Source organism: Acinetobacter pittii (assembly GCF_022449185.1).
Classification (GTDB): Bacteria; Pseudomonadota; Gammaproteobacteria; order Pseudomonadales; family Moraxellaceae; genus Acinetobacter; species Acinetobacter pittii_I.
In genome coordinates, this window is record NZ_JAKUKO010000005.1 from 92,502 (window position 1) to 106,166 (window position 13,665).

Sequence of the window (13,665 nt, forward strand, 5' to 3'; positions counted from 1 at the left end):
AAGCCCAAGTTGAACTTGGGCTTTTTAATGTGTTTCTTATTTTTCTGTACTGACCTGAGTCATACGCGGTATTTTTGGTAAATCTTGTAAAGCAGGGTCAAGCTCATCTTCTTCGGCGTGAACTAAATAATCTACCCGTGAACGAAGCTGTTTAAACTCAGGGGTGCTCATCAAGTCGAGTGAGCGTGGACGCGGCAAATTAACTTCAATAATTTCCTTAATTTCACCTGGGTTGGCTTTGAGTGCCACAATTCGGTCTGCCAGTAAAATGGCTTCATCCATGTCATGGGTCACAAAAATAATGGTGATATCAATGTTTTGCCATAAATCCATCAAGTGCTTTTGCATTTTTTGACGGGTGTGTGGGTCGAGTGCACCAAAAGGTTCATCCATGAGTAAAATTTTAGGTTGATTAACTAAAGCTCTAGCAATCGCAACGCGCTGTTTCATACCACCAGAAAGTTGGTGTGGATACTGATTTTCATATTTTTCTAAACCAATAATATTAATCCATTCACGTGCTTGAGCTTCGGCTGTCATTTGACTTGCGCCGCGCATTTGCGGGCCAAACATCACGTTTTCTTTTACAGTTTTCCACGGGAAAAGGGTATAGCCCTGAAACACCATACCGCGTTCAGGACATGGGCCCGTAATGCATTCGCCGTCTACTAAAACTTCTCCACTATGGTAGGGGTCTAAACCTGCAATAACACGGCTTAGTGTGGATTTGCCGCAGCCAGAAGGACCAATCACACAAATAAATTCTCTTTTATGAATTTTTAAATCGAGTTTATTTAAAACAGTGCATTCGCTGTGACCATGCTTAAACACTTGGCTCAGTTGTTTTGCTTCTAAAATCACAGGACGTTCATAAATTTTTTGAAAGTATTCATGCGCGTTAAATGTTGAATCGTTCATTATTTTGCTCCTACTTTCCAAGTGAACATCCGCTCACCTAACTTCATTAATACCCAGTCACAGATCAGGCCAATCACCCCAATAATCAAAATAGCCGCATAGACATTGTCAAAGTTTTGATAGCGAGCCTGTTGGGTAATAAACCACGTAATACCCGAGGTCGTACCAATCAACTCTGAAACAATTAAATAGGTCCAAGCCCAGCCCAGTAACACACGTAAGTCACGGTAAATATCAGGTAAGGCCGCAGGAATCACCACGTGAAATAAACTTTTGAGCTTATTGGTACCAAGCGTATAGCCAGCTTCAATTAAGCTTCGATCTACTATTCGTGTGGTATTGGCAATAATGAGAATTTGCTGAAATAGCGTACCAATCACAATAATGGCAATTTTAGGCGCATCATTAATCCCTAAAATTGCTACTGCAAGTGCACCAAAGGCGGGAGCGGGTAAGTAACGGAAAAATTCAACAAACGGTTCTGTTAACAGCGATATCCGCTTAGAAAAACCACACAAAATACCCAGTGGAATCCCAATCAATGAAGATATAAAAAAGGCTGAAAAAACCAGTTTAATACTGTGCCATAAACTTTGATGAAACCACGGTGAATCAGGTTGTTCTGGTGGTGTTGTAAATGCGGTGACCAAAGCCTTAGCGACTTCATGGGGAACAGGTAAATAAATCGGATTAACCAAAATACCTTGTGGTGGTGCAGAATTTCGATTGACTGCATTTTGTGCTTCGAGATAGAACACATTTTTATCAATGCGACTTCCTACTTGTAAGTAAGAAACACTTCCCGAACTCGTGATTTGTACTTGAGGATGCCAAACAAAAGGTAAGTAACTGATTACGCACCAAAGACATATTGGAATCACGAAAGAACAAATACTGAGAATCAGCTTGTTCTTTCGCGTAAATTCCTTTGCAACATAACCCATATCGAGAGCTCCCCATTTTGATCAGTATTACGATTTTCATAAAACGTAATATTTTTAAGCAAAATAGGTGCCATCTTTAAGGTGCTCTACATGACTTAAGACGAGGGAACAAAAGTTTCATGTAAATACACCCAATAACATTTTTTATCTTCTACTTTAATGCAGGCCGTAGAGGTACGCACTGTCTCGGTTTCATCAGTTTGCTGATGTTCCTGATATTGCACCCAACAATAATTTTCAAATTCGTATAAAGTTGTACTCTTAATAATGGTGATTTTTAAAGAGGGTTTCTTTCCAATATTTTGACTAAATAAGCTTTTAACTTCGGCTAAACCAATACTCTGACCTTGAACCGTTACCATCTTAAAATTTTGATCAAAGCTATCTAAAAGCGGGCTCAGACTTTGCTCTGCATTTTTTCCTGTAAATACATTTTCTATTAAAATATGTAGGTCAATGACACTTTGAATGGCTTGATCCATTTGATTAGACATGGGTTTTCTCCTTTAAAACGGGAATGAGTGAAAGTAAACAGAGCAAAGCTGCAATTAAAAAAGTATGTTGATAACGAAGCAAATCGCTTGAGCTAGACATCAAGTTATATATCGAAATGAGAACGACAGTACCGACACTAAATGAAACTTGTCGATTAATATTCCAGAGCACACTTCCTTGTAATAAATCTTGGCCTGAAAAATCAATCAATGAGCTAATTTGGGCAATATTGGCACTTAGACCGCCACCCATACCCATCAATAAATAAGAAATCACTAAAAAGCTTAAAGGGCTTGTGTTTGAAATACAAAACAAAAGAAATATGCCAAAGCTATGTAGGATTATTCCAATAATAAGAAGAGACTTTTTTCCTAATCGTTGATAGAGCAGGCCACCACTAATCATTGCAGTGAGTGCCCCAGTTGCATAGAGCAACATGAATAAACCAGTTTGTTTTGCGTTAAAGCCGAAATTAAGCTGTAAATTAAAAATATTGAGTAAATTAACGCCTGTAAAAATACCCGGAACGGCGTAATAGACAATAAATGCATTACGTAAATTTTTATTTTTTAATAACTCAAGATTAAGAACAGGATGGGAAATGTTCTTCGCATGTCGAATATAAAAAATAAGCATTCCGACTGAAATTAGAAAACTAGTTATAGCGAATGAGGCGTTATGGTAATCACTATAAAATGAAAAAGAGAGTAACAAACATAACAGACTTATATTAAAAATAACTAACCCTTTTATGTCTGGTTTTTCACTCGACACATTCTCTGTTTTTTTAATCCAGAAGCATGCTAGGGCTGATGCAAGTAAAGAAAAAGGAAGGTTAGATAAGAATACCCATCGCCAATTCAATGAATCAATAATCACACCGCCAATCGCAGGTGAAAATGCAGGGGCAATAAGCGCAATTGCCATAATCATGGTAGAAATACGTTGGCGTTCTTGGTTCGGGAATAAGGCATATACGAGTGCTTGCCCGACTGGAATTAATAAACCTCCAGCTACGCCTTGAATAAATCGCCAAAAAATTAAGCTATAAATCGATTCACTAAAGCCAATAAAGCAAATGCTTATCGAGAATAAAAGCATCGAATAACACAATAACTTTTGGTTCCCAAGTTTGGTGGCTAACCATAAACTCATGGGCATAATTAAAATGAGGCCGAGAATATACGCATTTGTTACCCAAGCGACCATGGATTGGCTAACTGAAAATGACGATCCAATATTAGGCAATGCAATTGCGGACATAAAAATGTTGATGCAATCAATAAAGAACCCAAGTAAAAACACTGTCGCTATTTTATATCGATAAGACATACCTACCTCCGTGCAGGCAGGGTAAGATTTGACTCTTTTATTGTCGATGCAAGCGAAGTAAAATCATTGTTTGATAATTTTAAACAATTGGCTTAATTGTGCAAAAAAACCTCAAGCAAATTACCAGTTTTTTACAAGTCGTTGATTCCGGCTCTTTTACCAAGGCTGCTGAAATTTTAGGCTTAAGCCGATCAATGGTGAGTATCGATATAAAACAATTAGAAAAGCAGCTAAATACAAGCCTATTAATTCGCAACACCCGTAATATTGCATTAACTGAAATTGGTCAGCATTTTTATGAAGATTTTAAACAAATCCAACTTCAGATTGATGAGGCATTTGAGCGAAGCCAACACTTAGGTACAAGCATTACAGGCACTTTACGGTTTTCGTCTACCAATGAATTTGGCCAACGTTTCATTTTGCCTTTACTTCCTGAGTTTTGTCGGCTTTACCCACATTTACGTTTACAGTATTCATTTAATTCATCTCTCGATGATTTAGTGACTGAAAAATTAGATCTGGTTATTCGACTAGGGAATTTAAAAAACTCATCTCTAAAAACTCGAAAAATTGGGGAATATCCAATTTATATTGTTGCTACTCCACAATTTATACAAAACCATCCCGTAGAAAATATATCTGATTTAGCAAATGTTCCGTGGATTGGTCACACATTATTGAACTGGCAAGATTCACAATATATTTTGGAAAATAGTTTAGGTGAGCAATATTCATTACCTTTTATTCGAAGTCAGTATGAATCAAACTCGGTAACAGCCATTCATCAAATGGCTCTCTCATCTTTAGGTATTGCGATTTGCCCAGCATGGTTAGTTGATGAAGATATTCAACAAAACCGGTTAATTCGATTATTTCCCGATTTCTCATTACCGCTACAAAATATTCAATTACTTTATCCTAATACTTCTAATTTATCTGCCAAAACGAGAGCATTTATAGACTTTTTGGTGTCCCATCTTTCTTTTAGATAAACTAAAAAGTATGTAAGTCATGGAAGATAAGCTATTTTATATAAATAGACAATTCTGTCTGTTTTTTATAAAATATCGATGATTATGACTCAGTTTTTATAATAATGATGTCCCATAAAATATTTCAAATTTTAGATAGTTTAGGGTTGGTCGCACAGAACCGCGTTCTTCATGTGCAATTTTCCAACGCATCATTAAACAATCAAGTCTTCTTGCAACGCATTGAGGGCGAACATACCCTCAACCAAGGTAGCGTTGCTGAGTTACTGTGTCTGTCGACAAACGCGCACATTGCATTAAAACAATTTATTGGCTGTCAGGTTGCCGTAGATCAAGTCACCGATACAGGCCAGTTCTTTAGAACCACGGGCATTATTACCGAAGCTAGCCAAGGGCAAAGTGATGGCTCACTCACCATTTATAATTTAAGTTTAAAAGACCCAACTGCTCTCTGGCATAAACGCCGAAATAGTCGCGTGTTTATGAATAAAAGCGTGCGGGACATTAGCGAAATTCTATTTAAGGAATGGCAGGGGAAAAGCCCGTTATTTGCCTCAAGCTTAACACTTGACACAGCCGGTTTAACCAAAGACTACGATGTGCGTCCATTTGTGATGCAGTCAAATGAAAGTGATTATGACTTTTTAACCCGTTTATGGCGTAGCGAAGGCATTAACTGGCTAGTCGACGAATCGCAGCTTTTTGTCACCGACCCGAATGCTTCCATTCAGCCACAAGTGTTACGTTTAATTGATGATAACCAAAATTATCAGTCGCTTGAACGCCGTAGCCTACGTTACCAACGCAGCAGTGCCACAGAGCAGTTCGACACCATTACTCAAGTTAAAGCTGAGCGCCGTTTACAACCGACTTCGGTTCATGTGCAACGCTGGCAAGCCGATGCCCTACAACAAGAAGAAGGTAGCGGCAGCGTACAAGGCACGCAAAAGCACAGCGAACACTATGACAATGCCAGCCTAAACCTTGAAGATGCATGGCACGTTAGCCCAGCGTGGATGCAAGACCTAAAAGGCGAAGACCAAGCCACCGCTTCAGGTAATGGCCAGATTGAACAGCTTAACCAGCACATGAATGCTTATCATCACCTGAGTTCTAAGCAGTTTACCGTTTCAGGAAATGTTCGTGATGCACAGGTCGGTTACTGGTTTGAACTCAATGACCATCCTGAACTCGACCAACATGACAGTGCCGATAAAGAGTTCTTAATCTTAAGCAAGCACTACTACAACCAGAATAATTTACCGAAAGAATTACAACAGCAACTTGAGCGCTTATTACCAAAAGACAAGCTCAAGGCAGCCCAACTCGACAGCCAAAACCCAGAGCAACGCCACTATGCTGAGCTGAACGTTGTTCGACGCAACATTAAAGCTGTGCCTGAATATAACCCGCTAGAACACCGACCAGCCGCTTACCCGCAGCGCGCTAGAGTGGTGGGGCTGGAAGGTGAAAGCATTCATGTCGACCAGTGGGGACGCATTAAAGTCCGCTTTTTGTTTACCCGAGCTGACGACCATAGTCATGACGGTGGAGCGGGAAGTAACGACAATGACACCGACTCGGCTTGGGTCGATGTGCTGACCCCATGGGCAGGTGCAGGTTATGGCGCACGCTTCTTACCACGTGTGGGTGAGATCGTGGTCATCGACTTCTTTGACGGCAACATTGACCGCCCATTTGTAGTCGGACGCATTCACGAAGCCGAACGTCACCCGACCCAGTTCGACCAGAAAGGCCAGTTACCTGATACCAAAAAACTCAGTGGTATCCGCTCAGAAGAAGTCGACGGTAAAGGTTTTAACCAGCTACGTTTTGATGACACGACAGGTCAAATCAGTGCCCAGCTACAAAGTAGTCATGCAGCAAGCCAACTAAACCTCGGTAACTTAAGCCATCCAAAAGACAAGGCTGAAAGTGAAGGCCGAGGTGAAGGTTTTGAGCTAAGAACAGATCAATGGGGCGCGGTAAGAGCGGGTAGCGGCTTACTCGTTACCACTCATAAACAGGACCAAGCCCAAGGTGTACATCTAGAGGCAGCTGAGGCCAAACAACAAATAGAAGGTGGCCTTAACAATGCCAAGGCACTCAGTGAAGTAGCTAAAAATCAGCAAACTGATCCATTGGAAGTTCTTGAGAACTTAAAAACGTTCATAGAACAAATTGAAGAAAAAGATCAAGACAAAGCTGCCGCTTTTAAGCAAGCCTTGATGATATTAACTGCACCTAACAGTATCGCTTTAGCCAGTAATGAAGACATTCACCTCAGTGCAGATGCTCAGTTAAGTCAAACTGCTGGTGATAGCATTAATCTGACCACTCAGAAGAACCTGATTGCACACGCCCAAAATAAAATCAGCCTTTTTGCGGCTCAAGAAGGTGCAAGACTCTATGCAGGCAAAGGAAAAGTCGAAATACAAGCACAAGGCGATGGAGCAGATTTAATTGCCCGTAAAGCTGTTCAGGTGATTTCAACTGAAGACAAAATTGAAATTAGTGCTTCTAAAGAAATCGTTATCACGGCGGGTGGCTCTCAAATCAAGATTAATGGCTCGGGAATTTTCCCAGTTACGGGTGGTAAGTTTGAGGTGAAGGCTGGGCAGCATTTGTTTATGGGGGGAGGAAGTGCGAATTTTAGTTCTTCACTACCGCCTCCGCCAAAACGGAGTCCCGGAAATTTAGAGCTCATCCACGATTATGCGCATGGTGAGTTTGTTAAAGGTGGAAGCTATACGGTTGTCGATAACTTAGGAAAAGAAGTCACTGGCAAGCTGGATGATAAGGGATTTGCAAGAGTTTCTGGCTTAGCAACAGGTGCAGTAAAAGTCTTCTTTGAACCAGATCACCGTGATCCTTGGGATGCAGCAAGTGATTTTAAACGTCCAGTTGAGTGGCCAAATAAGAATGATGCGGATAATGAGCAATCAGATTCCTTAATTGCACAAATGAGTAAAACAGCCCAGTCCAAACTTGGTGAATTATCTAAACAATTAACCAATCCTGCGAATATTATGAAAAATATTCAGACAGCACAAAGCATAAAATCTGAAGGAGCAAAGGCTTTAATGCCAATATTAAAAATAGAAGCGCAGGGATTAGTGACTGATCAAGTGAAAAGCTTTTTACCTATTTCAGAAGTAGGTCGAAAAATAGGGAACAATATTGATCTTGCATCAATTCAGAAAATAAATGACATCAGCAAATTAAGTTCTGTTGATAGCGGTAGTTTGCTGACTAACGCGCTTCCTCAATATTTGCAAAGTCCTTTTAAAAAGAATTCATAGAGAAAGAAAATGTCTGGAAAAACAGAAGTTGTTAAGCCATTAACAGAAGTTGCTATTAAAGATGTTAGTCATTCAAAACAAAAAATAGATAATTGGTTAAAGAGTCATACACATCAAATTGTGACATTAGATTTGCTAGCCAGTGTAATGGGGACAGTTCCAATTATTGGAAATGTGATGGCTGCTATCGATGTGGTCTCCGACATTTGCTATATCTACGATAAAGGTTTTCAAAATGCCGATATTATGGATTGGTCCACAATGGGTATTGACCTTATTGGGATTGCACCTGTACCAGGAACAACAGCAATTCGTATGTCTGCTCGTCCAGCCCTGTTTCTAGTCCGTCAAGAAGTTAAACGTGTGGGTAAAGCTGCTTTGGGAGAAGCAGTTATCGTAGTGATCTCCAATCATTTAAATGATCAGGTTGCTGGACAAATTGATAAATTCTGTAAAACAGGCCTACAACAGTTAAATTCAATTTTAGCTACTTGTGGTGGAACCGTCCAAAATGCCACAACACAAATTAATGGTGGAATTGTTCGAGTTGTAACAAAAGGCCAAGTATTTACAAATGCGGGGTCAAATGCAAACCGAGCTCAGCAGCAAGCTGCTGGTGTTATTAAAGGAATAAAAAGTGGTGACTTAACACGAGCTGGAAAAAACTTGGTTTACATGACCGAAAACTTGGGAAAAGCTCTGATTAAAACAGGAGCAAACTCCAATGCTAAAGTTGTTACTTCTTTAGTTCCTGCACATCTAAAGCAGCCGATATTAAATGTAGGTGCAACGATTAATAAAATTGGTATTACTGCCAATACTAAAATTAAAGGCTTGGGAAATACAGCACAGCCACAAACAATTGGGTGGCTATTTGAAATATTACGTTTAAGTAATGCTAGATTTAGAAAAAAAGCCTCCGGCCAAGTTAAGCCAACCCAAACCACACAAGTCAGACATGACAAGAAGAATGATAAGTTAGAAAAGGCAAATACTGAACATGCTGCGACCCATAATGCGAATGCATGTAAAAACTGTAAAGGGGGTGCGACTAAACGATCGATTACCTTTGCCATGGGTACTGAATTTTTAAACCATACCGATGCACAAATTCATCCATTATTGGTAGAGCAATTTTCGAGAACGTATGTATCAAACTTATATCAGTATGATCAATCGATTTTCGGAGCGCGGTGGATTACACCATTTACAACCAAGATTGCTCGTTGTTCTAGTTACAACATTAATGAACCTAAAGAACCGATTGAGCAAGAGGGCTGGGAGTATATTGGCAGTGATGGTCGTCCTGTTCGCTTACCAGAGCTAAAAGTTGGGCAGAGTTACTATGATGAAGTAGAAACTTTTACTTATACAGTTGTCTCACCTGAAATTAGAGCAATTTCATATGGTGTTTCAGAAACTCGCTTCTATCAAAAATATAAAAACGAGTTTCGTTTAGTCTCCATTGAACGTCAAAATGGATTTAGTATTGGGCTGCGTTATGACCATGAATTAGAAAATAGTGATAGTTATTTATCAGATATTATATTTAAACAGCAACAACAAATATTGGCACATGTAGCATTACAGATTAATGATGCGCAGAAAGTTGTTGCAGCTTGGTTGGTTGAAGATGGTGAACTTATTAGACAGCTATCAGCATATCAATATAACGAACAAGGCGATTTAATTAAGGCAACTAATGAGTTTGCTGCTTCTTACGAATATCAATACCAAGCTCACTTATTGACTCGTTATACTGATCTTACTCAAAGAGGAATGAACTTAAAGTGGGATGGAAATTTACCTAGCTCAAAAGCAATTGAAGAATGGGCTGATGATTATAGCTCTGCGACTAAATTAGATTGGGATGAAAACATTCGCGTAACTTCAGTCATGGATATCGATGGTAACGTGACTGAATACTATTATGGTATTACGGGTTATACCTATCGAATTATTTATCCAGACAATTTGCAAGAATGGTTCTTTAGAGACCAAGCAAAAAATATAACATCGCATATTGCTACAGATGGAACAGAAACATCGTATACCTACGATGAACGCGGTAATGTCTTAAGTATGGTTCAGGCTGATGGCTCAACCTTTTATTATGAATACGACGAAAAAGATAATCTGACTGGTTTTGTTGATGCTGAACAGGGGCGTTGGTTTAAAGAATACGATGCTTCAGGGAATATAATTAAAGAAATTGATCCGCTGAAGCATGAAACAGCCTATACCTATAATGCGATGGGATTGGTAACCTCCATTAAAGATGCTAAAGGCGGTAAGAAGACACTTAAATATGATGATCAAGGGAACTTGGTTACTTATACGGATTGTTCTGGTAAAGAAACGCACTGGCATTATGATGATCGCGGGCGTGTCAAATTTATTGAAAATGCTTTAAAGCAAAAAGTTGAATATTTCTATACGGAATTAACTGCTGAACCAAGAAAACCTCTAGCAAAAGGCTTACCGCTGAATGCTTTTGGACAGCTCGAAAAAATTAAACACGCTGATGGAGCTGAAGAGCATTTTATTCATGATGAAGAAGGTCGATTATTAGTTCATATTGACCCTAAAGGTCAGCAGACACGTTATGAATATGATGCGGCTGGTTTAATTACTAAGCGTATTGACCCATTAAATCAAACCTTAAAATATCAATGGGACCGCTTGAGTCGCTTAAAACGTTTAACTAATGAAAATGGCGCAAGTTACGAGTTTGTCTATGATGCGGCGGGTCGATTAGTAAAAGAAATTGATTTTGATGGCAAAGAAACTGTTTATACGTACGATGAATATAATGGTCGTTTAACTAGTAGCATTGAGGTCGCTTCTGCTTATGGTCAAGATTTCAAAGATCGCGCTGCTCCTAAAGACCGTATTCAGCAATTTATTTTTGATAGCATGGGACGTTTAGAACAACGTACAGCAGGATATGGTTATCAAGGGCAAGAGCTTGAAGAAAAGCAAATAGAAGAATTTTCTTATGATGGCCTAGGTCATTTAGTTCAAGCTAAAAATGCTGAAACCAACTTACAGTGGTTTTACGATGCAGCAGGCAATTTAATTAAAGAACATCATCAAGACGTTGTGACACAGAAAACTGCTGTATGGAAACATGTCTATGATGAATTAAATAATCGAACTACAACCATCCGACCTGATGGACAGAAAATAGATTGGCTGACTTATGGGAGTGGACATGTCTATGGTGTGGCTTTAAATGGTGAAGATGTTGTTAGCTTTGAACGTGATGATTTACATAGAGAGACATTACGCCACTATGCAAATGGTCTTAGCCAACAACAACGTTATGATGAAGTCGGGCGCTTAACTCAGCAATTAATGTTGAATGGGCATGACAAAGGCTATCAGGCCCAAACTCAAAATAATGCTATCCAGCATACTAATCAATTGATTGAACGCTTATATCACTACGATAAAACAGGTGAGTTAACGCTCATTAAGGATACTCGTCGTGGGGCTATTCATTATAAATATGATCCTGTTGGGCGTTTATTAGAAGCGACCAGTAAACTTGGGAAAGAGACTTTTAATTTTGACCCGGCAAGTAATATTCTAGATCGATATAACAGTACCAAAGAGCAATCCGCACAGCACATTTCTAGTGAAAAAGGTTATAGCTATAACCCCTTAGTCAATAACGTTGTACAAGAATATCTTGACCAACAATATCAATATGATGCTTTTGGGCAATTGATTCGACAAAAGTCATCACGAGGTGATTTAAATCTTGAGTGGGATGTATTGGGACGTCTTATTCGTAGCCGAAATAATCAATACACGGCGGATTATCGTTATGATGCTTTAGGTAGACGTATTCAAAAAAGAAGTAAACATCACCATACAGGGCAAGAGCAGAACATTATTTATGGTTGGGATGGTGATACTTTAGCTTATGAATCTAGCGCTGATATAACTAAACACTATTTCTACGAAAAAGATAGTTTCGTGCCTTTGTTGCAAGCGGCGTATCATCACCCCATTGAGCTACATCAAACCCAAGACTGGACAGAAAAAACATATAGCATTTATAAAGACCCTCTTTGGAATACAGTAAAACAAAGTCAAGGTTTTGATGATGTATGGTTTTACCACTGTGACCACTTAGGTACTCCGCAAGAAATGAGTAACCAGACAGGCGCCATTGTCTGGAAAGCTCAATATAAAGCTTGGGGTGAGTGTAAAACAGAGAAAGCCAAGTCGAATTTCTTCGAAAACAGTGAAATTATTTCAAATAATATCCGTTTCCAAGGTCAGTATTTTGATGAAGAGACAGGATTACATTACAACCGTTATCGTTATTATTCACCGTATGTAGGTAGGTTTGTCAGTAAAGATCCAATTGGGTTGTTGGGTGGCTCTAATATTTATGCTTATGCACCGAATCCAGTGGGGTGGATTGATCCATTAGGATTGGCAAAGAGCAAGAACTCAAAAGAATTAGGTAAAAATACAACAGGAAAATGCAATTGGCCAGGAAAGCAAGCCCATCATCTTATACCTGAGGAATTTGAAGATCACGATACTTTGAAAGGTATTGGATTTAAAATGAATAGTGCTTCAAATGGAATAATGTTACCGAATAAGCCAAATATTTTTATTAGTTCTCATAGTGGATATCATTCATCTTATAATAGAGCTGTTGAATCAGAATTGGATCATATTGGGAAAAAGTATGCTAATGATGCAAATAGTAGGAAATTGGCAGTACAAGATTTGCAAAGAAACTTAGATTCTGCCTTAAGAAGAAATAAATTTCCTTTGTATAAAACAATTTGTGGTAAAGCTACTGGTTTGAAAGATGGTGATTGGTCACGATATATAAAGTCATCTAGGAGATATTAAGATGAAAATTGAAAAAATTGATTATGCAAGAAAATTAATAAAGTTTGATAAAACTGTTGAAGCATCAAAAGTTCTTGAAAATATACTTCATGAAAGTGATGATAAATTCTTAGTAAGTAATGCGATAGAATTATTACTTACTGAAATTGAGTTCAAGCAACCTACAATTGACAGTGTAAAAGTACTTAATTTAATAAGTCAGTTTAAGAAAAATGGTGGAGATGAGGCAAAAATTCAAATATTTGAAAAAAAAGTTAAAGATAAATCAATACAAAAGGCAGAAACTATTTTAGAATTTTCTAATAGTTTTAAAGAAAATTATTATTTTTTTGAGCAAAATTTTTTAAATGTTAATTTTGATCAAAAAGTTAATCAAAAAAAATTTGAAATCATTGATCTTGATTTGGCAAAAATAATAGCACATGATCAAGATATAGAAGAACCATATGAAAGTTGGAACGATTTACGGGCTGACATTAGCAAGCAAATATATAGTTTTATTTTTAAAGAAAAAATTAAATTAGATTTGCTTGAAAATGAAATAAATAAATTAAATAAAGTTTTAGAAAAGAAATTAGAAGATGGAAAAAAAGTTTTTTATTATTTCCTAGATGATTTAGAGGCAGATATTCATTTGATATTGATGGCTAATTATATTGGATTTAAAAATAAATTAATTGATATGCTTTTAGAAGCATATCAAATTAATTATATGCCTTGTGGGTGGAAAGGTGAATTTCCATCAGGAAATCTATGTGTAACTAATGGGATGCTAGAGTTTGAAATCAACTAACTACT

8 protein-coding genes are annotated in these 13,665 nt (G+C 38.1%); 4 read left to right on the top strand and 4 right to left on the bottom strand.

The features are described from left to right. Positions 1–36 precede the first annotated feature (36 nt). The 4 genes from MKX14_RS12485 to MKX14_RS12500 form a co-directional block, all read right to left on the bottom strand. Complete coding sequence (locus MKX14_RS12485) at positions 37–918, bottom strand: ABC transporter ATP-binding protein (protein WP_240282581.1); 882 nt, start codon at positions 916–918, stop codon at positions 37–39. Next, complete coding sequence (locus MKX14_RS12490; RefSeq protein WP_240282582.1) at positions 918–1,862, bottom strand: ABC transporter permease; 945 nt, start codon at positions 1,860–1,862, stop codon at positions 918–920. The genes MKX14_RS12485 and MKX14_RS12490 overlap by 1 nt, the downstream gene beginning before the upstream one ends. Before the next feature lie 95 nt (positions 1,863–1,957). Beyond that, a complete protein-coding gene (locus MKX14_RS12495; RefSeq protein WP_199992826.1) occupies positions 1,958–2,356 on the bottom strand; it encodes a hypothetical protein in 399 nt (132 codons plus the stop codon). Then, entirely contained in the window at positions 2,349–3,689 is a 1,341-nt protein-coding gene (locus MKX14_RS12500; protein WP_240282583.1) for an MFS transporter, read from the bottom strand. Before MKX14_RS12500 ends, MKX14_RS12495 begins: the two co-directional genes overlap by 8 nt. A gap of 98 nt (positions 3,690–3,787) precedes the next feature. Here MKX14_RS12500 and MKX14_RS12505 point away from each other — a divergent pair, with 98 nt between their 5' ends. The 4 genes from MKX14_RS12505 to MKX14_RS12520 all read left to right on the top strand — a co-directional run bounded on the left by MKX14_RS12505 (position 3,788) and on the right by MKX14_RS12520 (position 13,660). Continuing rightward, positions 3,788–4,684 carry a LysR family transcriptional regulator gene (locus MKX14_RS12505; protein WP_075382687.1) on the top strand — a complete coding sequence of 299 codons (897 nt, stop codon included), beginning with the start codon at positions 3,788–3,790 and terminating at the stop codon, positions 4,682–4,684. Positions 4,685–4,788: 104 nt separating this feature from the next. Continuing rightward, on the top strand, positions 4,789–7,986 hold the full coding sequence (locus tag MKX14_RS12510; protein WP_108008294.1) for a type VI secretion system Vgr family protein: 3,198 nt from the start codon (positions 4,789–4,791) through the stop codon (positions 7,984–7,986). 9 nt (positions 7,987–7,995) lie between these two features. Then, the gene (locus tag MKX14_RS12515) at positions 7,996–12,867 is read left to right on the top strand and encodes an RHS repeat-associated core domain-containing protein (protein ID WP_240282584.1); all 4,872 of its coding nucleotides are present in this window, start codon (positions 7,996–7,998) and stop codon (positions 12,865–12,867) included. Position 12,868: 1 nt separating this feature from the next. Next, a complete protein-coding gene (locus MKX14_RS12520) occupies positions 12,869–13,660 on the top strand; it encodes a hypothetical protein (RefSeq protein ID WP_240282585.1) in 792 nt (263 codons plus the stop codon). The last annotated feature ends 5 nt before the right edge of the window (positions 13,661–13,665 follow it).

Bases quoted from the DNA above. Each gene is read 5' to 3' on its own strand.
- MKX14_RS12485 (WP_240282581.1), bottom strand. From the start codon at position 918: ATGAACGATTCAACATTTAACGCGCATGAATACTTTCAAAAAATTTAT.
- MKX14_RS12490 (WP_240282582.1), bottom strand. From the start codon at position 1,862: ATGGGTTATGTTGCAAAGGAATTTACGCGAAAGAACAAGCTGATTCTC.
- MKX14_RS12495 (WP_199992826.1), bottom strand. From the start codon at position 2,356: ATGTCTAATCAAATGGATCAAGCCATTCAAAGTGTCATTGACCTACAT.
- MKX14_RS12500 (WP_240282583.1), bottom strand. From the start codon at position 3,689: ATGTCTTATCGATATAAAATAGCGACAGTGTTTTTACTTGGGTTCTTT.
- MKX14_RS12510 (WP_108008294.1), top strand. From the start codon at position 4,789: ATGATGTCCCATAAAATATTTCAAATTTTAGATAGTTTAGGGTTGGTC.
- MKX14_RS12515 (WP_240282584.1), top strand. From the start codon at position 7,996: ATGTCTGGAAAAACAGAAGTTGTTAAGCCATTAACAGAAGTTGCTATT.
- MKX14_RS12520 (WP_240282585.1), top strand. From the start codon at position 12,869: ATGAAAATTGAAAAAATTGATTATGCAAGAAAATTAATAAAGTTTGAT.